General features: G+C 44.7%; 21 protein-coding genes. 14 read left to right on the top strand and 7 right to left on the bottom strand.

Translation table 11 applies throughout. The annotated features are described in order from the left end of the window. Nucleotides 1-63: 63 nt before the first annotated feature. On the bottom strand, nucleotides 64-1,326 hold the full coding sequence (locus HBAL_RS13095; RefSeq protein WP_015828424.1) for a helix-turn-helix domain-containing protein: 1,263 nt from the start codon (nucleotides 1,324-1,326) through the stop codon (nucleotides 64-66). A 214-nt stretch (nucleotides 1,327-1,540) separates the two neighbouring features. Between HBAL_RS13095 and HBAL_RS13090 the strand changes: the two genes are divergently transcribed. From HBAL_RS13090 to HBAL_RS13060, 7 genes are all read left to right on the top strand, one after another. Further along, nucleotides 1,541-2,749: a LysR family transcriptional regulator gene (locus HBAL_RS13090; protein ID WP_015828423.1), complete on the top strand. Its 1,209-nt coding sequence runs from the start codon at nucleotides 1,541-1,543 to the stop codon at nucleotides 2,747-2,749. Nucleotides 2,750-2,987: 238 nt separating this feature from the next. After that, on the top strand, nucleotides 2,988-5,639 hold the full coding sequence (locus tag HBAL_RS13085) for a TonB-dependent receptor (RefSeq protein ID WP_015828422.1): 2,652 nt from the start codon (nucleotides 2,988-2,990) through the stop codon (nucleotides 5,637-5,639). Nucleotides 5,640-5,722: 83 nt separating this feature from the next. Then, the gene (locus HBAL_RS13080) at nucleotides 5,723-6,883 is read left to right on the top strand and encodes a Bug family tripartite tricarboxylate transporter substrate binding protein (protein ID WP_015828421.1); all 1,161 of its coding nucleotides are present in this window, start codon (nucleotides 5,723-5,725) and stop codon (nucleotides 6,881-6,883) included. Between the two features lie 41 nt (nucleotides 6,884-6,924). Next, a complete protein-coding gene (locus HBAL_RS13075) occupies nucleotides 6,925-8,421 on the top strand; it encodes a tripartite tricarboxylate transporter permease (RefSeq protein ID WP_015828420.1) in 1,497 nt (498 codons plus the stop codon). Beyond that, entirely contained in the window at nucleotides 8,418-8,903 is a 486-nt protein-coding gene (locus HBAL_RS13070; RefSeq protein WP_015828419.1) for a hypothetical protein, read from the top strand. Before HBAL_RS13075 ends, HBAL_RS13070 begins: the two co-directional genes overlap by 4 nt. Before the next feature lie 57 nt (nucleotides 8,904-8,960). Further along, the gene (locus HBAL_RS13065) at nucleotides 8,961-9,236 is read left to right on the top strand and encodes an extradiol ring-cleavage dioxygenase subunit LigA (RefSeq protein WP_015828418.1); all 276 of its coding nucleotides are present in this window, start codon (nucleotides 8,961-8,963) and stop codon (nucleotides 9,234-9,236) included. A 33-nt stretch (nucleotides 9,237-9,269) separates the two neighbouring features. After that, the gene (locus HBAL_RS13060; protein WP_015828417.1) at nucleotides 9,270-10,103 is read left to right on the top strand and encodes a class III extradiol dioxygenase family protein; all 834 of its coding nucleotides are present in this window, start codon (nucleotides 9,270-9,272) and stop codon (nucleotides 10,101-10,103) included. 84 nt (nucleotides 10,104-10,187) lie between these two features. Here HBAL_RS13060 and HBAL_RS13055 read toward each other — a convergent pair whose 3' ends face one another. Continuing rightward, nucleotides 10,188-11,522 (bottom strand): hypothetical protein, encoded by a 1,335-nt coding sequence (locus HBAL_RS13055; protein ID WP_015828416.1) that lies wholly within the window; start codon nucleotides 11,520-11,522, stop codon nucleotides 10,188-10,190. A gap of 219 nt (nucleotides 11,523-11,741) precedes the next feature. Next, entirely contained in the window at nucleotides 11,742-12,086 is a 345-nt protein-coding gene (locus HBAL_RS13050; protein WP_015828415.1) for a hypothetical protein, read from the bottom strand. A gap of 261 nt (nucleotides 12,087-12,347) precedes the next feature. Between HBAL_RS13050 and HBAL_RS13045 the strand changes: the two genes are divergently transcribed. From HBAL_RS13045 to HBAL_RS13025, 5 genes are all read left to right on the top strand, one after another. Then, nucleotides 12,348-13,928 carry an AMP-binding protein gene (locus HBAL_RS13045; RefSeq protein WP_015828414.1) on the top strand — a complete coding sequence of 527 codons (1,581 nt, stop codon included), beginning with the start codon at nucleotides 12,348-12,350 and terminating at the stop codon, nucleotides 13,926-13,928. A 356-nt stretch (nucleotides 13,929-14,284) separates the two neighbouring features. Then, complete coding sequence (locus HBAL_RS13040) at nucleotides 14,285-15,211, top strand: VOC family protein (RefSeq protein ID WP_015828413.1); 927 nt, start codon at nucleotides 14,285-14,287, stop codon at nucleotides 15,209-15,211. A 4-nt stretch (nucleotides 15,212-15,215) separates the two neighbouring features. Further along, the gene (locus HBAL_RS13035; RefSeq protein WP_015828412.1) at nucleotides 15,216-16,055 is read left to right on the top strand and encodes a fumarylacetoacetate hydrolase family protein; all 840 of its coding nucleotides are present in this window, start codon (nucleotides 15,216-15,218) and stop codon (nucleotides 16,053-16,055) included. 2 nt (nucleotides 16,056-16,057) lie between these two features. Continuing rightward, a complete protein-coding gene (locus tag HBAL_RS13030) occupies nucleotides 16,058-17,536 on the top strand; it encodes a bifunctional 3-(3-hydroxy-phenyl)propionate/3-hydroxycinnamic acid hydroxylase (protein ID WP_015828411.1) in 1,479 nt (492 codons plus the stop codon). Nucleotides 17,537-17,588: 52 nt separating this feature from the next. Continuing rightward, the gene (locus HBAL_RS13025; protein ID WP_015828410.1) at nucleotides 17,589-17,888 is read left to right on the top strand and encodes a hypothetical protein; all 300 of its coding nucleotides are present in this window, start codon (nucleotides 17,589-17,591) and stop codon (nucleotides 17,886-17,888) included. Between the two features lie 232 nt (nucleotides 17,889-18,120). On the opposite strand, the gene HBAL_RS13020 is transcribed toward HBAL_RS13025, so the two are convergent. Then, the gene (locus tag HBAL_RS13020; protein ID WP_015828409.1) at nucleotides 18,121-20,346 is read right to left on the bottom strand and encodes a TonB-dependent receptor; all 2,226 of its coding nucleotides are present in this window, start codon (nucleotides 20,344-20,346) and stop codon (nucleotides 18,121-18,123) included. Nucleotides 20,347-20,716: 370 nt separating this feature from the next. Here HBAL_RS13020 and HBAL_RS16425 point away from each other — a divergent pair, with 370 nt between their 5' ends. Both HBAL_RS16425 and HBAL_RS13010 read left to right on the top strand, forming a co-directional pair. Then, on the top strand, nucleotides 20,717-21,385 hold the full coding sequence (locus HBAL_RS16425; RefSeq protein WP_159098040.1) for a TetR/AcrR family transcriptional regulator: 669 nt from the start codon (nucleotides 20,717-20,719) through the stop codon (nucleotides 21,383-21,385). Continuing rightward, entirely contained in the window at nucleotides 21,354-22,409 is a 1,056-nt protein-coding gene (locus HBAL_RS13010) for an amidohydrolase family protein (protein ID WP_149037421.1), read from the top strand. Before HBAL_RS16425 ends, HBAL_RS13010 begins: the two co-directional genes overlap by 32 nt. 4 nt (nucleotides 22,410-22,413) lie before the next feature. Here the strand turns inward: HBAL_RS13010 and HBAL_RS13005 are convergent, their stop codons facing one another. The 3 genes from HBAL_RS13005 to HBAL_RS12995 form a co-directional block, all read right to left on the bottom strand. Then, entirely contained in the window at nucleotides 22,414-23,085 is a 672-nt protein-coding gene (locus HBAL_RS13005) for a TetR/AcrR family transcriptional regulator (RefSeq protein ID WP_015828406.1), read from the bottom strand. Between the two features lie 107 nt (nucleotides 23,086-23,192). Then, nucleotides 23,193-24,116 (bottom strand): alpha/beta hydrolase, encoded by a 924-nt coding sequence (locus HBAL_RS13000; protein WP_015828405.1) that lies wholly within the window; start codon nucleotides 24,114-24,116, stop codon nucleotides 23,193-23,195. A 10-nt stretch (nucleotides 24,117-24,126) separates the two neighbouring features. After that, nucleotides 24,127-25,566 (bottom strand): sulfatase family protein, encoded by a 1,440-nt coding sequence (locus HBAL_RS12995; protein WP_041302356.1) that lies wholly within the window; start codon nucleotides 25,564-25,566, stop codon nucleotides 24,127-24,129. Nucleotide 25,567 lies beyond the last annotated feature (1 nt).

Raw genomic sequence — 25,567 nt, 5'->3', positions numbered from 1 at the left:
GATAATTCCACGTCCCACCTATGATTGTGAAAGTTTGTAGGTGGGCAGGCCGGTGTCTCACTCTCACTGAGAGACGGTGGCAGAGTTTGAGTCCCACAATTTTGAAGGATCTAATTGTCCTGAAAATAGAAGCTTAGATGTTATATTGTCGCGATTATATCCTGCGACTTCAAGCAGAGACTCGAAATTGGCTGGCAAGCTTTCGGTTTCATTCAGTGGCGAATTCAAAATAGAGGTACTAAATTCATTTGATATCACGGTTTTAACCGTTTGAATGACAGCTGTATCTGTCATGCCTGTACAGATATATATTTTGTTTTTTGCTGGTGACGACATACGGGCAAATAGACCGTAATCTGTGTGGCGCTGGCTTCTGTTTCCCTGAAGCAGGAATTCATTTTTTGTTTGTGTATTTGTTAGCCGCGTAAAATCGTGACTTGCTGAAAAATTGGATATGTCAAAGTAAAAATCGGATAATAATCCGAGTGTCTTTATGTGACCGATAAAGATGATGTGATTTTCACGAATGTCGGCTGTGGTCAGCTCGGATGCCATCTTTACGGTTGTTCTTTCGCGCGGAAAATCAGGCATTGAGGAGACAAGAAAAGTTCCGATTGAGGCACCGTTGCTGGTGCGCGCATTGGAAGATGGAGTATATTTTCCAGTTTCTATCAGGCCACTTTCTTCTGCATCATAAAATTCTTCTAGGGAATTTATGGCCGTATCCCTAATGTATAGACTTCTATTGTTATCTTGCTCTTCTTCAAAAAAGAAGAAGTCTCCTTGCGCAATAATAATTGGACGGTCATTGTCATAAATTGGTGCCCAAATACTGTTGGCGGCAGTATTGACTGGCTGGGAGGTTGAGGAGAATTTTTCCTTGATGAAAACGCCAATAAAAAATATTGCAGCACTCGCAGCGAAAAACATTGCTAGCTGTTTAAAAGCTATTTGGCGCGGCAATGTTTGCCCTCTCAATGCGGGTGTTTCTTCGGTCCTATTTGATGGCGCGAATTCAAGCTTATAGCTTCCAACAGGGATAGATAATTCCAAATCTTGGGTATTTCCGGACTTGCGAGAATAATAGTCTTCAAGCTTTTTTCGTAAATTATGAACATATACGCGGACGTAGGATTCCGTGGAAGGATCAAAAGTTCCACGTTTATCGAAAACATCAATAGCGATATCAATTTCTTTCGTCGGTACATCTGTGATGGTCCGCTCTGCTAGATATCGCAATAGTCGAATGTATCTTTTGCTGCGACCTAAGGCTCCGCTATTAAGGACGTTGGAAATCTCTTCTTCGATTTCTTGCTTCTTGAGCATGCTAATCCTCCTATTTACTTGTTTTTATTATGTTAATTATGTTTGTAAACAAGTTTTCTAACCAATAATAACTTCACCCGGTTAAATTTGTCGAGCATTGTTGGACGTTCTTGGAGTTTGGCAAAAGAATCAAACCGAGAAACCCAAAAAATATAATCAGACCCATGCTTTCTATATGCGTGGAGTCTGAAGAAAAAGGGGAGTTTAAGGTTTGATGTTATCAGATCAGATACAATTTCAACATCTGCGGCTGGTTGAAACGGCGGCTCAGTTAAACAGTCTTCGGCGCACTGCGAATGAACGAAATGTGACGCAGCCAGCAGTCACGCGCGCAATTCGTAATTTTGAAAGTCTAGTAGGTGTGCGTCTTTTTGAGCGAACAATAAAGGGAAGCTTTGTTACTCCAGAAGGCAGAGTTGTGGCTGAACGGATACGGCGTTTTAGAAAGTTTTTACTACAAGGTTTAGAAGCTGGACTAAGGGCGGATGCATCTTGTCGTGCTGAAACACTCTCAAACCGCGTCACGCGCTCTCAAGTAAAAGCGCTGATATCTGTGAGAAAATTTGGGAATGTGGAAGCTGCGGCGCGTAGTCTCAATATTACGCCGCGAGCACTTCTCAAGTCTATACATTTATTAGGCCGGAATTCTGATACGGAATACCTTATTAAAGGCAGAAACGGTCCTATTTTAACGGAAGAGGGTGAGGAGTTTGCAAAATATCTTCAACTTGCAGTCGCAGAAATTGACTCAATTGAACAAGACCTCTCTACCAATAATGTATCTTCCAGCGGAACAATTCATATTGGTGTTATGCCCAGTTGTAGCTGTAGGATTTTAGCTCAAGCACTAAACCACTTCACGCAAAAATATCCAAAGATAACGGTCAAGATCAAGACAGCGAATAGTGCCGAATTATTGAATAGTCTAAGTAATGGTGACCTAGATTTAGTGTATGGCCAGACGTCAGATCAGGCGTGCGATCATTTGGAACACCTACCTCTTTGGAGGCCGACTTTGCATGTTGTTGTTCGACAACGCCATCCGTTGACTTTCGCTGGTAAATTAGAATTGAGCGACTTGATTGGCTATAGTTGGGTGATCAGTGATCCAGAAGGATTGCATCAAGGATTCTTGAAAAAAATAACAGGTGGTTTGAAGCTTCCTTCCATACCAGTTGAAACAAACGCACCTAATTTGATTGGTGAGATTCTTTCAGGCAGCGACATGCTGAGTTTCATGACTGATCAGGAATTAAATTCTCAGGCACGCCATCTGGTGCCGCTGGATTTGAAATTTGTTGAAAATGGCCCGCCCGTCGGCATTTTTAAGCGTCGGAGCTGGAAGCCGAATAAAGTTCAAAATAGTTTTGTGTTAATAATTTCAAGTATACTTGGAGGTAGAAGCATTAAAATTTTTGCATAAATAAGTATTGTAAAATACTTATAATAAATCTGTTCTATAAATTAATAGAGATAGATTTTTATAAGCTCATTTTGTGAGCTCAGTTTGTATATAGGTTGTATTTATTATTATAGTGCCAGCCTTTTTTTATATGTAATTATAGTTTTAGGGGAGACTCATTCTGATCTGAATATGGTCGGGTTCCAATAATCGGATTTTCAAAAATCCTGAGACAATAAGAAAATAGGGAGGATAAAAAATGAAAAATAGACATAGTTCTGAAGGCAATGGTCATCTTTTAAAGTATCGTTTGAAGTCAACGTGTGCGGCATTTTGTTTGTTGATGACGTCGGGTGGATTCGCAGTTGCTCAAGAAAGTGTTGAGGTCGAGGCTGACGAAGAAAAACGAGCAATATTGGATACTGTTGTCGTATCTGCGCGTCGTCGTGAAGAGAGCTTGAATGAGGTCCCATCGTCTGTTGTTGCTCTTGGGGAAGCGCAACTTGAAAATTTGGGCGTAATTGATGTAACTGATATCGGGACGTCTGTTCCTAGTTTGACCATTCAAAACAATGTTGGTGGATATCGCAGTACACTAGCTATCTTCATTCGTGGTATCGGGAATACCAATGGTGGCGGAGGCGGTGCGCTTCAGGCTGCCGGTTCTGCAATGTATATTGATGGATTTTATATTCCCAACCGTATTGGGAGTATGTTGAGCACTCTGGATGTCGACCGTATCGAGGTTTTACGTGGTCCTCAGGGGACCTTGTTTGGGAAAAACTCAACAGGTGGTCTTGTCAATATCGTGACGAAACAACCGGAAGATGATTTTTCAGCTGATATGACCGTGCGGGCAGGTTCGTACGGGGATCGCTCATTTAAAGGGTCGGTGAATTTGCCGATTACGGACTGGGCTGCGGCTCGCGTTGCTGTGGCGAAAGAAACATATGATGGGCATTATTATAATACTTATTTTGGTCAGGACTGGGGTGCTCGTGATTTAGAAGCTGTTTCAGCTCAATTGCGTTTAAAGCCAACTAAAAACGTCACTTTTGATGTTGGTTTCCGAGGTAATTATCAGGATGACCAACAAGATGGTGGTGGATGTCGTGTCTATCCAGATCAGGGCATGCTTGATACGGCCAACGCGATTGCTACTGATCTCGGACGTGAAAACCCGTATACAGGGCCAGCCTATAGTAATGGTGTTGTGCAATGGGGTGGCGGTTTAACAGGAAACGGGCATTTAGAAGACTTATACCCCGGTGCGACGCTTGATTTCTGGGATGCCTGTATCAGTGATAGTGAGCAGGGCGATTATCATTTCTCATCTGAGAAAGCGACATTCCTGAAGCTTGATAATGAGTTTAAAACGGCATCTTTAGCATGGGAGTCTGAAGGATCAGTTGGGATCTTAGATGAATTAAGTGCCAAGCTTAATTATGGGAATTTCTTTTCATCACAACACTATCTTGGAGAGAGAGACTACACGCCTGTCATGAGCCACGCGACTGGAACGACGCCTTATGGAGATGGGCGTGCCAGAGAAACAGAAAGTTTTGAGTTTCTTTTAAGCGGTTCGTTGATGGATCGAGTGGATTTTGTGTTGGGTGCAAACACATATGACGATGTTTTCTATGAAGGTGGCGGAGATTGTCTGAGAGCTGTTCAAAACGGTGATACAGCAGCAATCGTGGCTGGAGATGCATTTGTTGATTGTAAGACAGATGGTAATTTTCAAGGACTTAATCTTATTGGAAAACCATCCGGCGGTGGACCAGGTATTGCTGGTCGTTCGGGTTTGATCTCTTCTGAAGCTGTGTCTTTCTTCGCTGATGTCACTGTAAACCTAACAGATTTGTGGGCATTGGAATTAGGTATTCGTCAAACTGATGAAGATCGTTTCTTTGATCAGGTCGAATTTGAGTTTGATCGTCAGGCCTGTAGTTATGCAAGTCTTCCGTGGGGATCGCCGGCCGATGGCCCGGAAAGTCAAATGTGTGAACTAGATTATGGTGTCGGTGGAACTACAAACGGCGTGGAATTTTATAACAGTCGTGAGATTTCCTATTCCGCGACCACACCTCGCGTCTCTTTAAAACGTAAAATCGGTGAGGATTCTATTGTTTATGCTCTTTATTCTGAAGGGTTCTTGTCGGGTGGTTTCAACGACGAGCTGCAGGATCCTATATTGGATCCGCTAGTTACTTATGGTCCTGAGAAGGTCAAAAACTATGAAATCGGTGTAAAGGGCAACTTTTTTGATGGAAGGTTGAACTTAGCTGTCGATTATTTTCTTATGGATTATCAAGACAAACAAGAATCGATCGAGATTGATAACTCTTCAGGACAGTTTGGAAATGAAGAAACTATCGGATTGACGACTAATGCGGCAGCTGTGGAGATCAGCGGTGTTGAATTTGAAATGCGTGCCATGCCTTGGGATGGCGGTGTTGTTGCACTCGATTTTGGTTATTTGAAAAACGAGTACACAAATTATCAGACATTTGACCCGGCAACGGAAACATATGTCGACCTAACAAACACTGCGATTAATGACTACACACCGGACCTGACGATAAATGCCATGCTGCAGCAAGATTTCACACTGAAGTCTGGGGTTCTGACTGGTATGATTGGTGTTAATTGGCGAGATGAATATGACTATCAATCAACGACGATTGATGCGCCTGCTTCTAGGTGTATTCAAGATGCATATTCAACGGTAAGAGCGCGTGCAACTTATCGTCCGGATAATGCAAATTGGCAATTGGCAGCATATGCAAAAAACCTGACGGATGAGCGTTACCTAAATAATTGTGGTTTCCAGGAACGTCAGGGTGTCTATTCTTATCAATATGGTGCTCCAAGAACGCTTGGATTGGAATTGAAGTATTTCTGGGATTAGGACGTTTCCGCTTCTACCCTGAAATTAACTGGGTTCCCGCTTTGGCGGGAACCATCCTCTTTCCTTAAAATTCTGGAAATTCGATGCGTGTCGATAATCAACAAAATGGCTCAAGTGAAACTGCTTGTAATCCGCAAGGGAACGCGGTTGAGGCGGGGCATATAGTGGCTCATATTGAGAATTCATCTAGTCATAATCAGGCAATTTCTCCGCGTGGGGTGTCCCTCATATGTGCTGTTTTTATTCTGATATATCTATGTGTTTTAATGCTTTTAAAGATCAATACACCTGAGGTTATTGATTCAGATAAAGTATCGGCTAAGGAATTTTTTGCAGGTAAAACGATTACCGCGATTTCTCCAGCGGGCCCTTCCTCAACATTTACCGTGCTAGCGCGGCTCATGGAGCCTTATATTGAGAAATATACCGGAGCATTTGTAACGGTCCAAGCTGTGCAGGCTGGTGGTGGATATCAGGCCCGCAATCTAATGTTTAAATCAAAGCCCGACGGCTTAACAATTGTTCTAGTTGGGCATGGGCCGAAGATGATTACTGGGTCGATGTTTAAGCGTGCTGGTGTGCGATATGACTGGAGTAAATTTGTTCCATTAGGGAAGCTCACAGAAACAAGCTTTGTACTTTATGCTGATGCTAACTCCAAATGGGAAAGGCCAGATGATTTAGTTTCTGAACGTTTCTTCTTTGGTGAAAGTACACCCTTTTTTGGGCCGCAATTTGCGGCGGCTTTAGGGTGGGAGAATATGGTTGTCATTCCAGGTTATACAAGTTCCGCAGGCCGAGCTACAGCTGTTTCCCGTGATGAAATTCAGATGACTGCAGGCAGTGTTGAGCTGTATGCGTCACAGCCCGATGCAGTAAAGCCGATAGTGACGGCGTTGCCGCTAAGCCAGTATCCAGAGGTTCCGACATTGGCGGAGGCTAGTGTCGAGGGGAGGGCTAAGTGGGCTGATTACATTGATGACTGGATGAGCGTTATGTATCTGGTCTATGCGCCGCCAGGAATAGCTGAAGATCGTGCTGATTTTCTGGAAGACGCGCTACGAAGGACTTGGGCTGACCCTGATTTCCGACATGAATTAGAGCGTTTGCAATTAAAACCAACACAAGAATTTATATCCCGAAAAGTGATTCAGAAACGTTTCGATCGCCTGTCGTCGCTCACGCCGTCTGAAATAGAAGAACTTAGAGAAATTATTGCCCAAAAATATAAAGTTCGAGGGTAGATAAATGACAGATATTAAACATAAAAATGGGAAGAGTTAGCATGATTGAATCGTTGCTTTTAGGGCTTCAAATGCTGGTTCAGCCTATGACGTTGCTGGCATTGCTTGCAGGTGTTTTAATCGGTGGGGTGGTTGGATTTATTCCGGGCATGAGCGGTGTTGTTGGTGTGGCATTGTTGCTTCCTTTCACCTTTCATCTTGGGCCTGAGCTTGCTCTGCCTCTGATTATTGGATTGCTGGCTGTAACCACCACAGCGGATACGGTGCCTTGTGTCCTGATAAATACGCCCGGAACAGCAGGTAGCCAAGCGTCTATTGTTGATGGTTACCCAATGGCGCAAAAGGGGCAGGCGGGTAAGGCTTTAGGGGCTGCTTTCTTTTCTTCTGCTGTTGGCGGTGTGATTGGCGCTTTTCTATTGTCGGCATCAATTCCTTTTTTTCGCCCACTCGTTCTGAGTTTTGGGACTGCTGAGTTCTTAGCAATGACCATATTAGGGCTCACAATGGTGGCAGTGCTCACAGGGCGACATTTTTTGCAGGGTGTAACTTGCGCTGGGCTAGGTTTGCTAACGGGTATGGTGGGGCTGGACCCTGTCAATTCTCTTAACAGATGGACGTTCGGAACTGACTATCTTTTGGATGGAACTAGTCTTGTTGCTGTTGCGCTTGGGTTGTTCGCAATTCCTGAGTTGACGGAGCTACTCTCTAAGGGCGCGACGATTGCGAATAACCAAAATGCAAAAGTTGAAGGTAAGGCGGCAGGTGTAAAAGAAGCGCTAAAGAATAAGCGGCTTATAGGCCTGTCGTCTTTAGTCGGAGCTTGGGTCGGGTTTTTGCCAGGAATGGGAACTGTGGTTGCAAACTGGATGGCATATTCTCTCGCTGTTGCGCTTGCTAAAGATAAAAGCCAATTTGGTAAGGGGGATATTCGCGGCCTAATCGCGCCTGAGGCTGCCAATAATGCAGCATTAGGTGGGGCATTATTGCCAACATTAGCTTTTGGTATCCCCGGCTCTGCAGTGACCGCTTTGATTTTGGCAGGGCTTTGGATACAGGGTGTAACGCCAGGGCAAGCTATGCTGACCAGTAAGTTGCATTTGATATTTCTTATAATTTGGTGTCTCGCGCTTGCCAATATTGTGGGTGCCGTTCTCGCTTACACATTTACCAACCAAATCGCTAAATTAACTCGCGTGAAGATAGAGGTGTTTGCTCCCATTGTGATGGTCATCATTTTTGCGGGTGTCATCATCGAGAATAATCATATTGGGGATGTCTTGGTTGTTCTTCTCTTTGGTGTTGTGGGTTGTGTCATGAAGCGATTGCGATGGCCGAGGCCTGCTTTTATTCTTGGCTACATACTTTTGCCGGTATTCGAACAGAACTTTTTTCAAAGCACGATGATTTATGGTGCGAGCTGGCTGACTCGTCCAATCGTTATGGCAATTCTTGGTTTGGTCATTATCGGTCTGGTCTTTGGCTATCGTCTGAGCCGTCAAACTGGGCAAGCGATGTCTCAGAGTGAGGTTAAGGTATGACAAAGGTAAATCGAAGTTGGACGATTGGTTTTGAAAGTTTATTGCTCGTTTTGGTTGGAGTGGGGCTTTTGTATGCGCGCAATTGGCCAGCAGAAACAGCCTTACTTCCTCTTTCTATTGGGTCGTTCGTATTTGCTCTTTTGCTAGTCATGATTTTTCGTGATTTGAAGATTGCATATGCAGATAAATCGTCTCCGTTTTCCAAAGGATACGAATCTCTACGTGAAGCCATATCCGATAATGGACTTCTTCCAATAAAAGAAATGGCATATTTGGTCGGCTTTGTTTTGGGCATTGGGCTACTTGGATTTTATCCGTCTGTATTTTTGTATTTGTTGGTGAGCTTCAGGTTGAAGGCGCGCATGTCACTCATGTTGAGTTTCGGTGTTGCGATATTGATTGCTGCGATTTTGTTCTTGTTCTTCTGCGTTCTTGTTGATTCACCGCCTTATCTTGGGGCGTTGTATGAGTGGCTTGTGTAACGAGCGGGTGTTCTTAATTCATTGATAACTAGTATTTTTTTGAAAGGTGAGTGATTTATGGTGCAGGAAAAGAAAAGAACAAAGGGAATTTTTGATGGAGTTGCAGCGCGTGAAGGATATGCGCTGAATAAACTGATGTTTTCTCTAAATTCTGAACAAAACCGAAAAGAATTTTTGAAAAACCGAGAAGCTTATTGCGATCAGTACGCGCTGACAAATGAGCAAAGGGAGGCGGTATTGTCGGGAGACCGAGTGCGGCTCGTTGATGTCGGTGCCAATATGTATTTTGGGATCAAACTCGTTCGAACCTATCGTCGCGCGAATATGCTGTAGGGCCGGTTTTAAGTAAAAATAAGGATAAAATAAATGGCTAATATTATTGGTGCAATTGCCACTTCGCATGTGCCGTCTATTGGTGATGCGATTAAAGGTAATCTACAGGGTACCCCTAAATGGAAGGGCTTTTTTGATGCTTTTCCGCCGGTTCATGATTGGCTTGAGAAAAAGAAGCCAGACCTTATTGTTATGCTTTACAGCGATCATGGGCTCAATTTCTTTTTAGACAACAGGCCGACTTTCGCTGTTGGAGCAGCACCTAGTTATGGTCCTGGAGATGAAGGTTTTGGACCACCAGCGCCGAGAGAATTTCAAGGGGATGATGTATTTTCGTGGCATTTGATTGAATCTTTGGTGAAGGACGAGTTTGATATCGCAACTTGCCAAGAGATGAAGTTAGATCATGCCTGTTTGCTGGCGGGGGATTTGTTGTGGCCAGAGCAAGAATGGCCAGCTAAAGTGCAGCCAATTGACATCAATATCATGCAGCACCCAGTACCCAGTTTCAAAAGGTGTTTTAAGCTGGGTCAGGCGATTGGGCGGGCGATTGAATCTTACCCCGATGATTTAAATGTAGCGATTGTCGCAAGTGGTGGTTTGTCTCATCAGATTAATCTTGCTGGTTTTATCAATGAAGATTTTGACCGTATGTGCCTCGATAAGATAGTGAATGCACCCGAAGATCTTCTTGATTATTCTATAGAAAATTGGGTTGATCTAGCTGGAAGCCAAGGGCTGGAATTTACCTCATGGATCTCAATGCGGGGTGCTATGCCCAAAGAAGTTCGTGTTGTAACGCAGACTTATTTTCAGCCATTATCAAATACTGGTGGTGCTGTGTTGTTGTTAGAGCCAGATGCTTAGTTAGTAAGTCTGGTAAAGGCGTTCTGTTCAATCTTTAAAAGTAAAAAGAGCGGTATAGCAATATGACCGCTCTTTTTATTGATTTTATTCGGTTTTTTGTAGTAATGCGTTCAATGTCGAAATAAAACCAGACTGTGCACATCCTGATTGGGCGCGAGTGTCTGTGGCAGGATAGGTGTTGAGTGCATAGGCGGCATCGTTTACAACAAATCGGAATGGACCAAAATTAGTGCCGACCAATTGAGGGTGAGCGAGTGTTGAGCCGGCTTTGAATATGTTCCATAGGGCCGGTGTAACATTGCTGTCAGATGTCAGATAGGCTAAATCCCCCAACCTTAAAACGCCCAAACTTAGCTTGACGTCTGGAAAGGGCTCATCGACGTGTATGCATGCCGGTAAGTCTGTTTCGTCGTCCATGTCACAATGGGATTTCAGATTGCGTGGTGTTGTCTTCTTGCCTGAACAAGTGAAACTGTCGACAGCGGAAGAAATCTCAAAAGGTTTCTCTGACATCGTCATGTAATCTATCTGAGCGAGAGATTCTTCGCCGAGAATAACTCCCATCGCATTCATAATCGTTCTTGCAGTTTTCGCTGTTCGGGAAGGTTTGTCTTTTGACCAAACGCGGTAAGCGGGACTTGCTGGAGCGCCGACAGTAAAGAGGGCAACATAATCTTCACCAAGGGCTGCTTCAACATAGTTGGATGTCGCCCCGGGAACATCTCCACTTACAATGTTTTTGGCTGGCTCAAAGACAACTGGTTGTATTCCAAGGTTTAGCACGGCTGCAATAGGTTTGTCGGATAGGCTTTCAAAATGCAGAATACCAAAGGTTTGATCAACTTCTTCAAGTCCCGTTCTATCTGTGCCGTCTACATAGCGGCTTTCGTTCGGCAACCACTCGTTTCTGCTAACTATTAGCGATGATTGGGCTGTGCTAAAGCCATATTTTGCAGCTTGCTTTTGGGAGATGGCATCTTTAACAACTTCTAGTGTTCCGTCTTTCACGGCTTTTGTGAATGCTGCAGATGTTGGGATTGGGGAAGGTCCGGGGTTAGCGACGCGTAGCGAATTGTGGGTATGGGTAACAGATAGAATTATATTGGCTTCGGGAATGGCATAATTATTTGATATTGTTTCTAATAGCGCTGAGAAAATATCAGGTGCAATAGCTGGAACGTCAATTGCGATAATGAGGGCGGGAATATCTTGGCTTTCAATGTACAACGCACGTATGTATAAGGGGTCGTTAACTTCGTTTAATGGGGTTGGTAAGTTATCTATTTCAGGGGTAACATCAATCTTAGCGGCACCCGCAAAAAGTGCTGTTTCCATTGGCTCTGCTGCCGTAACCGGACTGGCATAAATAAGCGATACGCACGTAAAGCTAGCGATGGTGTATAACAGACCTTTTTTCATTTTATCCTCCCAAATTATATTCTAAATTACCGTAAATAAGCGGTATGTGAACTATAAACCTAGCTAGGGTTCTGTTGTGTTGCTCTATAGAATTTGGGGGTAGGTTGATACTGATGTAGCGCGTAAATTCGTGCTGCATGGTGGCGTAAAATAAAAACGATTTGTTCTTTGAGGGGGAGGCTGGGAGGAGGGACGCTCGGTTTTGCGAAATGGAACGGTTTACTTTGGAGATGCAGATTTCAGCGCTGATTCTACTAAATCCACTCTAGATTGAGGGTACATTGGTCCCATATCAACTTTTAATTCATTTAGGCTCTTGTTTTTTACGCGTGTCCAATAGGGGCCATTAATAAGCTTTGGTAAATGAGTCTGCAGAGCTTCAAGGCCGGCTGGAGTAGCGGCAATTATTTCCAATGGCGTGTCTAAGTTCAGGGGAGCGTTTGAAGAGGTCTCCAATGACGAGGTTTTGTCTGCGAATGCTGTTGAACCTACGGCAAGAGCGACAATGCATAGAAGCGCTTTTATGGCGTTTTGGCTTGAGCGCGCTCTTCTTTGAAAAGTCATTTGTTTCATCCTTTGGTGGGTAGGGTTGGTTTGCGATACTTGCATAAAAATGACTGTTTAGTCAATATGTCGTTGACAGCTGATTGGTTTTCTACCAATTTTGGGCTGAAAGATAAATAAAGGTTTCTGAAATTCGGCAAGTTTATGAGTGCTTTGGGATGACGGTATGTTGACCGGTTCTTGTTTGCATCAATAATTTGTTGGTGAAATGGAGGATTTATTCGCTCGTGGAAATCGAATTCAATATTGGGTGGAAATAAAATGAAATTTCAAGAACATAATGATATTTTAAATCCTTTTTTGGGTTGGGATGTGCGATCGCTTCTTGAGCGCCAAGCCAAAATACATGCAGACAAGACTTTTCTCGTTTGGGAACCTTTTGAAGGCGTTTCAGAGGAATGGTCGTACAGTCGATTTGTTGAGCGTATTGGTCGTTTTGCTGCTGGTCTTTACGATAAAGGGATCGTGAAGGGGGATAAAGTTATTATACATATGGATAATTGCCCTGAGCAGTTGATTGCGTGGTTGGGGTGCGCTTGGCTTGGTGCGGTAGCTGTAACGACCAATGCGAAGTCTAGTTGTGATGAACTTACTTATTTTTGCGAAAAATCCAGAGCACGGGCCGCGGTTACTCAGATTGAGTATGTGGATTTGTTGAGTCAGTCTTTTCCGGGAGCGGAGTGGATCGCTGTGGTGGGGGCAGAAAATGAAAAATTGAGCGATATCCAACGTGTCGATTCTGTCGCGTTTGAAGATATTTGTGGGGATATTGTTGGTTTGCCTGCGCATGTTCCGGATTGCTTTGCGCCTTTTGGGGTTCAGTTTACATCCGGTACTACGTCTCGGCCGAAGGGTGTTGTGTGGACTCATGCGAATGCGCTTTGGGGTGGTAAGATGAGTGCACTTCATGAGGGGCTAACTGAGGACGATACATTTCTTGTGTTTATGCCGTTGTTTCATACTAACGCTCAGGTGTATTCGGTTTTGTCTTCCTTATGGGTAGGGGCAACTGTGGTGCTTCAGCCTCGTTTTTCAGCTTCTCGTTTTTGGTCAGTTGCGCTTAAGCATAGGTGCACTTGGGCTTCGATGGTGCCTTTTATTGTTCAAGCGCTGTTGAAGCAAGAGGTCCCTGAGGAGCACTGGTTTCGGTTTTGGGGAAATGCAATTTGCGATATACCGACCGATGCTCATTTTGGGGTGAGGACAATCGGTTGGTGGGGAATGACGGAAACTGTTACCCATGGGATTGTCGGTTCTGTGCATTTTTTCGATCGTCCGATGTCAATGGGGCGGCCCTCGCCTGGGTATGGGGTTGGTGTGTTTGATGATTCTGGCATGCCTGTCTCGGCAGGCGGCACTGGTAATTTGGTGGTTCGTGGTGTTCGTGGTGTGTCATTATTTCTTGAATATTTGGATGATGAAGAGGCGACGGCAGCCTCTTTTGATGAGCATGGATGGTTTGTTACAGGGGACCGTGTAACTGTTTCAGGGGATGGTTGGTTAATTTTTGCGGATCGCGCCAAGGATATGTTGAAGGTGGGCGGCGAAAATGTAGCTGCTTCTGAGGTAGAGCATGTTATTGCTTCTCTTCCGGGTGTTCTTGAGGTTGCTGTTGTGGCGCGCCCTGATCCTATGTTGGATGAGGTGCCTGTTGCTTTTATTCGTATATTTGAGAATAGTAATGTTGAAGGTGCCGCGTTACGCGAGTTGGTGTTTTCCATTTGTCGAGAGAAATTGTCTGATTTTAAGGTGCCACAAGATATCATCTTTGTTGATGACTTTCCTCGCTCTACTTTAAATAAAATTGCAAAGGCTGAGCTTCGAAAAATGGCGGCAAATTAAAGATTATATTATTGATTAATATATATAAATTTTATACATTATATCATAATATACCGCAATAATATCGCTACTGTTTACGCTCGTTGTGTTGGTTGTATCGCATAGGTGTAGGTTGGCGGGTTGCTTCATGAATTTAGTTTTTCTTTAGTTTGATTGTTGTTGCTATCTGCGCTTGACATATTTGACTATTTGGTCATATTTTGATTTGACTGATTGGTCATAAAATTTGGTAATTTTCTTTCTTGTTGTGTTGGCTTTTATTTTGTCAGACCAGCGGGGTGTTTGAATGTCGATTTCTAATTGCTTGACCATGTTAAAAGTATTTTGGGGAAACGGTGCTGCATGAGGAAAAAAATATGAGCATAATAAAGGTTGAAGATATTGCTTATGTTAGGTTTAGCGCGCCTGATTTGTCGGAAATGGGAAGTTATCTTCAAGACTTTGGAATGAAGCTGGTTCCGCACGAGTCTGGTAATTTGTATGCACGTGGGGTGGGTGCGCAGCCATTTTTGCATGCCACGAGCGAGGGGCCGGCATCCTTTGAAGGGGTAGGATTTCGAGTATCCGATGTATCGGAGCTGGAAATACTATCAAAGGCGGAAGGGGTTGCGGTTACTGCTCTGGATGCGCCGGGTGGTGGTTTTGTTGTATCCCTAGTTGATCCTGATGGGCATGTGATTGAGGTCGTGGCGGGGCAAGAACTGTCCGCTGTTGCTGCTGTTTCTGAGCCTGTTTTGCGTAACGATGCGATTGTAAAGCGACGGTTACGGACTCCGGTACGATTAGAAGGTTCTCCTGCAAATGTAGTTCGGCTGGGGCATATTGTTCTTGAAGTGAAGGATTTTCGAGTATCGGAGGCTTGGTATAAGGAGCGTTTCGGTTTCGTTACTTCAGATGAGATAGAGTTTCAGCCTGGTTTTGCGATAGGTGCATTTTTGAGATGCGACAGGGGAGAGAATCCTACTGATCATCACACTATATTTCTACTTCAATCTCCAGCTGCACCTCGTTTTAATCATGCTGCATTTGAGGTTGTGGATATAGATGATTTGATGTTGGGCCATGCTTATTTGAAAAAAGCAAAGCGGGAATCTGCATGGGGGGTCGGACGGCATGTTCTGGGTAGTCAGGTATTTGATTACTGGAAAGATCCGTGGGGGCATGAGTTAGAGCATTGGACTGATGGTGATTTGTTTACTGTTGCGGATGGTTCCAACAAGGCAACGTTGGAAGACCTTCTAAACGTTCAATGGGGCCCTAAGCACCCTATGGTTGGAGAATAATTCAATGAAATTGGCTATGTTTGACGCTGGTGTGGGGCCGCAGGTTGGGGTTGTGAAAAATGAGCTTGTTTATCCTATCAAGTTTGAGGGAGGAATGGTTGATCTCATCTCAAATTGGGGGAAGATGAAGGAGGTGGTTGCAAAAGAAGTGCAGTCCTCTGGGGGCATTTCGTTGTCTACGGTAAAGCTTTTGCCGCCTGTCCATCGCCCCGGTAAAATATTCGCAATTGGATTGAATTACGCTGATCATATTGCGGAAAGCAAAATGGAAACTCCAGAATTTCAAGTCTGGTTTACCAAGGCAGTTACATCAGTGAATGGGCCTAATGATCCGGTATTAATAGCAAAGAATGCTCCTTACGTGGATTATGAGGTCGAGCTAGTAGCTGTTGTTGGTAAATCTGGAAAAAATATAGCAGCTGAAAATGCTGCTGATCATATTTTTGGGTATTGCGTCGGCAATGATGTGACGGAGAGGTTATGGCAGCATCGTACACCGCAGTGGAGTTTGGGGAAATCGTTTGATACGCATTGTCCGATAGGGCCGTGGATTACTACAGCAGAAGAGGTGCCGGACCCGCATAATCTGAGTTTGCGATGCCTCGTGAATGGCGAAACGCGTCAAAACTCGAATACGAAACATCTTGTTTTCAATATATGGCAGCAGATTGAGCATTTATCTGAAGCGATGACGCTTGAGTCAGGGGATTTGATATTTACGGGAACGCCTGGTGGGGTTGGAGCTGCTATGGATCCACGAGTTTTTCTTCAGCCGGGAGATAGGGTGAGGTGTGAGGTTGACACCTTAGGAGCAATTGAAGCTGAAATGGTTGGGGAAGTGTGAGCGTGTCTGGTTGTAACGAGTATGATGTTATCGTGATTGGTGCGGGGCCAACCGGTATGACTTTGGCGCTTTTTCTTGCTCAAAATGGTGTAAAAACACTTGTGTTGGATAAGGAAGAAGATGTTTATCCACTGCCCCGTGCGGCTCATATTGATCATGAAATTATGAGAATATTTCAAGACCTTGGGGTAGCAGATGTAGTGGAAAGTACATGTCGGTCATCTAAGACATATGATTTTGTAACCGGCGACGGCCGTATGCTAATGCAATTTGATGGTTTAGATGCTATCGGGCCTGGCGGTTGGCCTGTGGGCAATATGATACATCAGCCTTCAATCGAGCGAATTCTGAGAGATGCGGCATCTAAGAATTCAAATCTTGATTTGTGGACAAATTGTGAGTTTGAAGCATTTTTTGAAAATGACAGCGGTGTTGCGGTTGTTCTCAAGTCGGGAGAGAAGTCTGTTAGGTTGTCGGCGAGCTTTCTGGTGGGTGCTGATGGTGCTCGCAGTTCAGTGCGTCGTCAGGCTGGAATAGAGCAGGAAGATTTAAATTTCGATGAGCCGTGGCTGGTGGTTGATGCTATCGTTCACGACTTCGATCGTCTGCCTAAAGTGAATTTACAGATTTGTGATCCAGAGCGGCCAACCAGTTGTGTGTTGATGGGATCGGGACGTCATCGGTGGGAGTTTATGTTGAAACCGGATGAGGTGCCTGAGGAGATGGCTCGTGACTCTGTGGTCGCAGGGCTTTTGGAGCCGTGGGGTGTTGAGGGCGCTGTTGAGATAGAGCGTACAGCGGTATATCGTTTTAATGCGAAAGTAGCTAAGAGTTGGCGTAAGGCTAGGGTCTTTTTGGCGGGAGATGCTGCTCATTTGACGCCTCCATTTGCTGGGCAAGGAATGTGTGCAGGTATAAGGGATGCGGCCAATTTAGCTTGGAAGCTGGTGCAATTTCTCAAGTTTGGTGCCTCTGATGGATTATTGGAGACTTACCAGAATGAGCGCGATGCGCATGCGCGGGGGTATATTCAGCTAGCAATCGCTATGGGGCAGACCGTTTGTATGACTGATATTGCCAAAGCAGAAGCACGTGATGCCGATATGTTGGCTGCTAGGGCCGAAAGGCGATTGCTTGCGCCTCCGCCGCCTTTGCATTTGAAGGCAGGTTTTTTATCCGACTCTGTGGCTGCTGGTCATTATTTCCCGCAATTCAGGTTGGAGGGGAGTTGTGTTGTCAGGTTGGATGAGATTCTGGGAGGGGGGGCGCGTATGATTACGAGAGACGTTGTTGGGGTAATAGATGATACGTATATAACGATAAAGTCTATTCTGGATCCCGCATTGAAGCCGTTTCATCAATTATTGTTGGGTTGGCTTGATTTGCATGAGGTCAATGCTGTTCTGATTCGTCCTGATCACTATGTTTTTGGGACGGGTGAGCCGGCAAGCTTGGTCGAAGATTGGAAAACACGTCTGTGAGCATTTCGACGGAAATATTTTTTACGAAACTTGTCATAAAGGGAATTGAAACATGGCTATAGATGGACGTTGGGAGTTGACTGCTCAAACACCAATGGGGGCTCAAGTAAGTGTTGCTGAGTTTAGTGTTGAAGGGGATGTGCTGGGGGGGGGGCAATCAGGTGCTCAGGGTGGCGGCGATATAACATCTGGCAAAATAAGTGGAAATCAAGTTAGCTGGCAGACTAAAGTCTCTGTCCCTCTTCCTATAACTTTAGAATTTACGGGAGAGTTTGAGGGAGATAAAATTTCCGGTAATGTTAAAGCTGGTGCATTTGGTAGTTTTCCATTTTCGGGTGTGCGTTGTACATAGTTTAACGTATATTAAAAATAAAATATTGAGGGCTGCGGCTCTATTAAATTAGCCGAAGGTTTGCGTTAGAATGTAGACCTTCGGCTTTTTAGTTTGGATTTTTGGGGTGTGAAAAAAGAAGGGGTACCCAAGTATGTAAGATGGGTACCCCTTTAATGAGCATGCGCCCGAGGGAAGAGATGGGTGCACCTGCTCTGACACTTTTTGCTTGCCGAGTAGGTGGAGTGTTTATTTAGTAAGAAAATTTGGCCTGTAGTGCGATCGTTCGCGGCATTTCTGATGTTGCGCTAGATGAACCAACAAAGGGTGTTGGGTATGCGAATGATGCTGAATTTTCATTTGTTAGGTTGCGGCCAATTAGGCTTAACTCCCAATTTTTTTCTGGTGCTGCAATGCCTATTGATAGGTTGAGGGTGGTAAAATTTTCTCCACGCACTGCTGCATCGGGGTCTTGTTGATAGGTAACGTCAGAGCGCCAATCTAGTGAGCCGTTCGCATTCAAAGTCAATTTGCTATTAATATCACGGTTATAGTCAATTCCGATTGAGCCTGTGTTGTCTGGTGCATTAGGAATTCTATTTCCAGTTGCTCTATTTCGCGCTTCTGCAAATGTTGTATTGGCCATTACTCGAAGATTGTTGGTGGCTTGCCAGAAACCTTCAATTTCGAATCCGGTACTCTCTAAATCTGTGTTGCTGACAACAAATCGTGATCCGTCAAAAGTGACAACTTGAAAGCCATCTATTTCGGTTTTGAAGGCGGCGGTGTTCATTTGCCACCCTGCGCCATTCCATTTCATCCCAGCTTCTAATGTTTTTGCTGTTTCAGCATCAAATTCTGAATTTGCTAAATTTGATGCTGAATCTGTGAAGCCACCCGCTTTTGTGCCTTTGCCATAGGATAAATATGTCATTATGGTATCAGCTACATCGTATTGAAGTGCGCCAGAGTAATCGAAATTGTCTTCGCTTCTTTCTAGAATGATTTCTGGTGTAGGTGGGAAAACGACTAAACTATAGAGCCCTGGTCTTATGAGTGTGCGCGAGGTTGTGAAACTCTTGTTTTCATCGGTGTATCTCATGCCTGCTATCGTGCGGAATCTGTCTGATACTTGGTAGGTCCCTTGCCCAAAAATGGACCAAGCATCTGTTTTTTGATTGAAATTTGTCAAATATGCACCGGCAATGTTGACGCCTGGTGCTGGTCCAAAAGGGTATTCTACGTCAGTGAAGATATTTGCTTTTAGAAGGTTGTCGAAATACATGCCGCCTATGACATAGTCGAATTTTTCATGAGATGGCGATACTAGTCGTATTTCTTGAAGGAATTGGCCACTTTTTTCATTGTCTTCTTGGTAGAGGTAGTTTCCAGCAAGGCCGTCTGCGTCAACTGTGCCTTCTGTTTGGTATGCCGACCAGCCTGAGACAGAGGTGAGTGTGTGCTCGCCTATATTGAAATTGGCGGTGAGTTGCAATCGGTCATTTTTTAGGTTTTCAGTTGCAGGTTCACCGGGGTAGTTTAGGCCGTTTGCATTTTTTCTATTTAGTTCACCATCTGGTGTGTTGGGGTATCCGTTTGCTGCTTGTAAGGCGTTTGCTAGCGGTGATGTTACGACAATTTCAGCGGGCGTGCCCGATAGGTCTGTTTGAGATGTTTGGGCTAGTAGTGTGAAGTCAATGTTGTGTGTGGGTTCGTAGACGAGGACGCTGCGAATGGAGAAATCTTCCATCGCTGTAGCTTTCTCGCCGCTAATTATATTCTCTGTCCACCCGCCTTGGTCTGTGAGCTGTGTGGCGACACGGAGTTTTAGTGTGTCTGATAGTGGAATGTCGGTTGTGCCGACCAGGGATGTTGATTCAAGTTCGAACTCGTAGGAGCTTGTAAGTTCAGCGCTGAATTCGTCGCTTGGTTTGCGGGGGATGACATTTATTGCGCCGGCGCTAGTGTTTTTCCCAAGTAAGGCTGCTTGTGTGCCTTTGATGACTTCAATTCGCTCCACATCGAAGAGGGCTGAAGTAAATTCTCTGCTTCTTGGCGCATAGACGCCATCCACAAATAGGCTGACTGAGCTTTCGAACAAAGATGTACCGGGTGATGAGCCTAATCCACGTATTGTTACTCCGGTTCTTGATTTTCCTGTGGGTGAGCGAACTAATTGTACGCCAGGTGCTAGGTCTTCAATTTGTAAAAGCGAGCCAACTCCTTTGCTTGCAAGAAGGTTGCCGTCAACAACGTTTATTGCGATTGGAATGTCTTGCGCACTTTCATTTCTTTTGGTGGCGGTGACGTAGACAGTTTCTAAGCGGGTATCGCTGCTTTCTTCGATAGTTGGCGATGTCTCCGTTGTGTGTGGTGCTTCTGGTGTGGTTTCCGTTTGTGCCATTGCCGCAGACATTCCTGATTGCGCTATGATGACTGCGAAAACGGATACCGTCGATGAAAGTATTTTAAAGTCCATTGTTTCCTCCCGAGAAACTTCTCCACACTTTGTGGTTGGTGTGTGGTTGTTCTGTTTTGTTGGGTTTTGTTTCCCCTTTCTCTAACTGTCCAAATTATGACGAAAAAGTCAATATATATTGTTGGTTTGGCTCGGTTATTCGCGATTTTGAGTGGGTTTTGTGAATTTTATATAATTAAAACAATAGATTATGGTAATTTTGAATTTTTTATTGATAAGTGCTTGTGGATGAATATAATCTTTATTTATAAAATACTTGTTTGAGGTGGTTGAGGGGAGGTAGGTTTGGTGCTTGCTGCAAGATCTGGCATAATGTGGTGTGTTGGGTCTTTGGCCTTTGTTGGTTTCGTGTGAGCAAGAAAGTAAAGCATTGAAAAAAAGAACGTTTTCTAAACGAGGAGAAACGCGGTCCGCTCTGGTGGCTGCGGGACATAGAATTTTCTCTAAATTCCCAGTTGATGCAGTGTCTATTGATGACATTGTCTTGGAGGCGGGGGTTTCTAAGGGGAGTTTTTACAACCATTTTCAAGAAAAAAGTGATGTTTTACATGCTGTTAGAGATGAGATTCGTGAAAAAATTATGGCCCGTGTAAATGAAGTCAATGATTGCGTTGAGGATCCGGCTGTTAGAGTTGCGCGGGCATTGAGTGTGTATTTTAGGTTTGTAATTGATGAGCCTCAGTATGTTTCGATTGTTCTCCAGTTGGATGCTCATAATAGCAACTCGATAACGACTCATGTGAATCGTGGCACGTTTGCTGATGCTAGAGCTGGGGTTTCTCAGGGGCGTTTTACTATCCCTTCAGCTCAAAGTGCAGCTGCTTTTATTGTTGGGGCAGGTTATGCGGGGATGGTGAATATGATTAATGACCAAAACGTCAGCTCCGTAACGTCTCTTGGACGTCATCTCATAATGATGGTTTTGCGAGGGTTGGGAATTGAGACAGAAGAAGCTTCCTCAATCTCGGCTGTCGCGATTGAGCAAATTGTAAGAGGTAAAAGTAATCGTGAGCAAAATAACACGGCGGACAGTCGTTAATGGAGCGGGGGCTGCTGTGATGGCATCAGCGGCGGGGGCAAAAGCTGGGGGAGCCGTAGTGCGTGGTATGATAGATGTTCATGCGCATTTTTTGCCACCAATTTACAAGGAAGTACTTGCTAGGGCTGGTTTGACAGCGCTGGATGGTGGCATGCCTATTCCTGAATGGTCCGAAGAGGCTGCATTGGGAGTTATGGATAGTGCAGGGATATCGGGCGCATTGCTTTCTGTATCGTCACCGTTTTTAACCTTTTTATCTTCATCGGAAGAAAAAAAGGTCTGCCGGCAGGTTAATATAGCTGGCGCTGACATTCGAACGCGACACCCGGATAGGTTTGGGGTGCTTTCAATATTGCCTCTTCAAGACATTCAAATGGCGAGAGAAGAGCTTGTGTTTTGTCTTGATGAGCTTGGGGTCGATGGAGTTGCGTTGCCCACAAATGTTGACGGTCTGTATCTGGGGAATAAGAAATTTGAGCCGTTGTTTTCAGTGTTGAATGAACGTGGCGTGACTTGTTTTGTGCATCCAACTTCTCCATGCTGTTTTGAAGCTTTCAATCTGGGTTTGCCGGCACCAATGTTGGAATTTCCGTTCGAGACAACGCGTACAATGGTTGATTTGGTGCTTTCAAGACGGCTCTCTCAATATCCAAATATTGAATTCATCGTCTCGCATGCGGGAGGCGTGCTGCCCTTTCTTTCTCAAAGGATAGCGGGAATTGGGCAGTTGCCCGCATTGGGTCAAAAGCAGATGTCGGCATTTGAAACTATGTCGGCAATGTCTAAGTTTAATTATGATTTGGCGCTTTCAGCAACTGGAGTGCAATTTTCTGCGCTAAAGTCGGTTGCTCCAGTCACTAATATACTCTTTGGGTCAGATTACCCCTTTACGCCAGAACCAATTGTTAAAATGTCAGCTGCCGCTATTGGTGAGCTTCCAATGTCGGCAGATGAAATGAGCATGGTGCGATATAGCAATGCTGCCCGCCTGTTTCCTAGGTTTGCGAAACGGTGTTGTCATTAGTATTTTAGGGGATTGTTTTTGAACGAACAATTTCTTCGGTCGCTTTGGTGGCGACGAGTAGTGAGTCTTGGGTGTTTAGCCCGATTGCTTTCATCATCAAAGTTAAGACCTCCTGAGTGATACCTACCGCTTCATTCTCGCTCTTTGCCTCTAGAATTCTCCGGATCATTGCTCCAGCTCCGCCCAAAATAAATAGAAGGGCGCTTTCTACATCCGAAAATTTGAAGCGGCCAGATATTAACCCTGAAGATAGGTCTGTTTCTAGGCCTTGATTGCGGAGATCTGAGGCTGGTGAGTTAAACCAATACCGAACAAGGAAGCCTATTCTATCTGGTGTGCTAATAGCTAATTGTGCGTACACTGCGATGCCGCGCGCGATCCTTTCGGCCGGATCTGTAGTGTGTGCGTTAGCTGCAGTAACTTTATTTTCTATGAGTTGAATTGAATCATGCCACACTTCTTTTATAAGCGCCTCTAAATCAAGGAAGTGATTGCTGAATGTTTGTTTGGAGACGCCCGCCTTTTGAATGATTAGGTCGATAGTTATGTTTTCGACCCCCTTTTGGCTAATGAGTTCTATTCCAATCGCTAGGAGCGTAGTGTGGTTTTTGACCCAACGTCGATCAGTTTTTACAAGCGGACGTGCTTCTGGGGATTCTGTTTGATGGGTGTCCATTGTTCTGATCCTTTAGTCGGGCATGATTCAGAACAGTTATATTATCAGTTGTATTCTGAAGGAATAGAGGGTTCTCTTCGGAAATGCCGCTGATTTTTTATTTAAACCTATTGAAGGTTCAGTCGCTCTATCCAGCTTGTTAGGATATCCACAAATCTTTGGGGGTCTGCTTCATGCATCGAGTGAAATGCATCGGGTGCATCGATTAGTTCAAAACTATTACCGGTTTTGAGTGCTATTTCCTTAATTTTTGATGCTTGAAAATCTGAGGTAGCTCCAATTAATAGGCCGGTTTGGGGGTCCTCGAACCGCATGTGGTGTGTGTATAGCATTGGTGTTTTTATGTCAGATAAAAGGGTGTGGTGTGGGCTGTTTAAGTTGAACTTTCCCTCTATAAATGCTCGTCCCCATTCTGGATCGTATTCTTTTAGGTGTTGAGGGGGCTGCTCAACTTGAGAGATCATTTTGTTGGCAGGGTGAGTGTCTTTAGCTTGTGCTGCCTTCAATCCTTCCCAGTTGTTTATGCTCCACTGATCTCCTAGAAATTTGCTCATCAGTGAAAAGATTGGGCCTGCCGCTTGTTGGATGGCATGGCCGTAAAGTGGAGCTTTTTCTGCGGTAAAAAAAGGTGCATCTTCACAGTGTATAGCCCGAATTTGGTTAGGCATGGCGTAGGCTGATAGCCACGCGGCTAGGAGGCCGCCAGATGAGTTGCCGCTGACGATCACTGGACGTTTAATTACGAGAGAAATGAAGCGTACAAGATCGTTACCCATGAGGTTCAATGAATAACGTCCCGGAGTTTGTGTGCTTTTGCCTTGGCCGCGTAGGTCTATCGCAAAAACCTGAAAATTTGACTCGAGTTTTTCTATAGCAGCCTCAAATCCCCACCATGATTCAGTTTGTCCAGGAATAAGGAGGAGTGCAGGGGAAACGTCTGCCCCTGCCACGATGTAATTCATTTTTATTTCGCCGAGATCTACAAGTTTTTCTTTGTATTTGTAGGGGGCGGTTTTGTTGTTTTGTATCATGTGGGTTTCCCTAGTTGTCAGGGTTAAAGTGGTCGGCGAGCATTAATCCGTTGTAGCCATGGGTGTTTGCTTGTGGGTCCAGTGGCAGCATGGTGGAATTCCAGTCTTCATATTGCTGCACGAGCCGCTGGTAGATTTCCGGGTGACTGATCTTGAGGTTGGCGCGTTCTTTGGGGTCGTTTGCAACATTAAAAAGATATGTGTTGTCTGCAATCTTTAGGTATTTCCAGTCGCCATCCCGGGTGGCTTGTTGGTCTAGATTGCTGTATCTGAAGTAAATTTGTCTTGTCGAAGTGCGCTCTGAAACGAGGGCTTCTGTTAAATCTATTCCATCTAATGGGAAATCTGGATGGGGTGCTGCTTGTCCTGCTTTTAGAAGAGTAGGCATAAGGTCCATGCTCATGCTGACTTGATCTGAAGTTGTGTTTGCTTTGGTGATACCTGGCCAACGAATGATAAGTGGTACGCGAAGTCCGCCTTCCAATAGTTCAGTTTTTATGCCGCTGAAGGGCCATGTGTCTGAGAAGCGTTCTCCGCCATTGTCTGATGTGAATACAATTAGCGTCTCTTCGGTAATGCCCAATTCATCGAGTTTGTTGAGTAAGCGTCCGATTTGGTTATCCATTGATGTAACCATGGCGGCATAGGTTTCCAGGCTTCCGCCATCAAGATGAAGTAGGCTGAACGGGCCGCCTTGTTTCAGTCTGTCGGATTCTGTTTTATCTTCTGGTCCTTCCCAAGGCCAATGCGGTGCAGTATAGTGTAGGCTCATGAAGAATGGTTCTTCATTTTCATTCATTTTTTCAATTAGCTCTATAGATTTTCCGCCAATTAATTTGGTGAGATATTCTGTTTCGTGAATTTCTACTTCACCGTCCCATAAGTCGTTTTGTTTTGCCATTGAATCGTGCGTGAAATAGTCTACAGAGCCGCCCCTCACACCCCAGAAGTGATCGTAACCGCTTTTGAGTGGTCCATATTTGGGGAGTGCACCTAGGTGCCACTTTCCCACAAGCGCGGTTTGATATCCGCTCTTTTTTAGTTGTCCTGGAAGGGTTGGGTGTGTCGTTGGTAGGCCAACATCCCGAAAAGTAAGAGGTTCTTCAAGTCCTACCGGTAGTCTGTATTGGTATCGTCCTGTGATGACGGATGTTCTAGTGGCTGAGCAGACGGGGGAGTTTGAGTAGGCTTGTGTAAATTTTACACCGGTATGAGCGAGGGAGTCTATCGCTGGGGTTTTGTATTCGCGGCGTCCATAGCAAGAAACATCAGCATATCCGAGGTCGTCGGCCATAATAAAGATAATGTTCGGGCGTTTCTTTTGCGCAATATTTGAGTGTGAAGCTGGGGAGGTGCCTAAAGTTGCTTCAATGGAAGTTGGGCTTGTGCCTGAGACGCAGCTTGAAAGTGCTAACGCGGAGGCTCCAAACATTAAGTGTCTACGGGTCATT

The sequence above is a fragment of the Hirschia baltica ATCC 49814 genome (assembly GCF_000023785.1).
Taxonomy (GTDB): domain Bacteria; phylum Pseudomonadota; class Alphaproteobacteria; order Caulobacterales; family Hyphomonadaceae; genus Hirschia; species Hirschia baltica.
This window is presented reverse-complemented; position numbering and strand designations above follow the sequence as displayed.

What these genes read in the sequence shown, in the direction of transcription:
- HBAL_RS13095 (WP_015828424.1), bottom strand. Translation starts at nt 1,326, where the DNA reads ATGCTCAAGAAGCAAGAAATCGAAGAAGAGATTTCCAACGTCCTTAAT.
- HBAL_RS13090 (WP_015828423.1), top strand. Translation starts at nt 1,541, where the DNA reads ATGTTATCAGATCAGATACAATTTCAACATCTGCGGCTGGTTGAAACG.
- HBAL_RS13085 (WP_015828422.1), top strand. Translation starts at nt 2,988, where the DNA reads ATGAAAAATAGACATAGTTCTGAAGGCAATGGTCATCTTTTAAAGTAT.
- HBAL_RS13080 (WP_015828421.1), top strand. Translation starts at nt 5,723, where the DNA reads ATGCGTGTCGATAATCAACAAAATGGCTCAAGTGAAACTGCTTGTAAT.
- HBAL_RS13075 (WP_015828420.1), top strand. Translation starts at nt 6,925, where the DNA reads ATGATTGAATCGTTGCTTTTAGGGCTTCAAATGCTGGTTCAGCCTATG.
- HBAL_RS13070 (WP_015828419.1), top strand. Translation starts at nt 8,418, where the DNA reads ATGACAAAGGTAAATCGAAGTTGGACGATTGGTTTTGAAAGTTTATTG.
- HBAL_RS13065 (WP_015828418.1), top strand. Translation starts at nt 8,961, where the DNA reads ATGGTGCAGGAAAAGAAAAGAACAAAGGGAATTTTTGATGGAGTTGCA.
- HBAL_RS13060 (WP_015828417.1), top strand. Translation starts at nt 9,270, where the DNA reads ATGGCTAATATTATTGGTGCAATTGCCACTTCGCATGTGCCGTCTATT.
- HBAL_RS13055 (WP_015828416.1), bottom strand. Translation starts at nt 11,522, where the DNA reads ATGAAAAAAGGTCTGTTATACACCATCGCTAGCTTTACGTGCGTATCG.
- HBAL_RS13050 (WP_015828415.1), bottom strand. Translation starts at nt 12,086, where the DNA reads ATGACTTTTCAAAGAAGAGCGCGCTCAAGCCAAAACGCCATAAAAGCG.
- HBAL_RS13045 (WP_015828414.1), top strand. Translation starts at nt 12,348, where the DNA reads ATGAAATTTCAAGAACATAATGATATTTTAAATCCTTTTTTGGGTTGG.
- HBAL_RS13040 (WP_015828413.1), top strand. Translation starts at nt 14,285, where the DNA reads ATGAGCATAATAAAGGTTGAAGATATTGCTTATGTTAGGTTTAGCGCG.
- HBAL_RS13035 (WP_015828412.1), top strand. Translation starts at nt 15,216, where the DNA reads ATGAAATTGGCTATGTTTGACGCTGGTGTGGGGCCGCAGGTTGGGGTT.
- HBAL_RS13025 (WP_015828410.1), top strand. Translation starts at nt 17,589, where the DNA reads ATGGCTATAGATGGACGTTGGGAGTTGACTGCTCAAACACCAATGGGG.
- HBAL_RS13020 (WP_015828409.1), bottom strand. Translation starts at nt 20,346, where the DNA reads ATGGACTTTAAAATACTTTCATCGACGGTATCCGTTTTCGCAGTCATC.
- HBAL_RS13005 (WP_015828406.1), bottom strand. Translation starts at nt 23,085, where the DNA reads ATGGACACCCATCAAACAGAATCCCCAGAAGCACGTCCGCTTGTAAAA.
- HBAL_RS13000 (WP_015828405.1), bottom strand. Translation starts at nt 24,116, where the DNA reads ATGATACAAAACAACAAAACCGCCCCCTACAAATACAAAGAAAAACTT.
- HBAL_RS12995 (WP_041302356.1), bottom strand. Translation starts at nt 25,566, where the DNA reads ATGACCCGTAGACACTTAATGTTTGGAGCCTCCGCGTTAGCACTTTCA.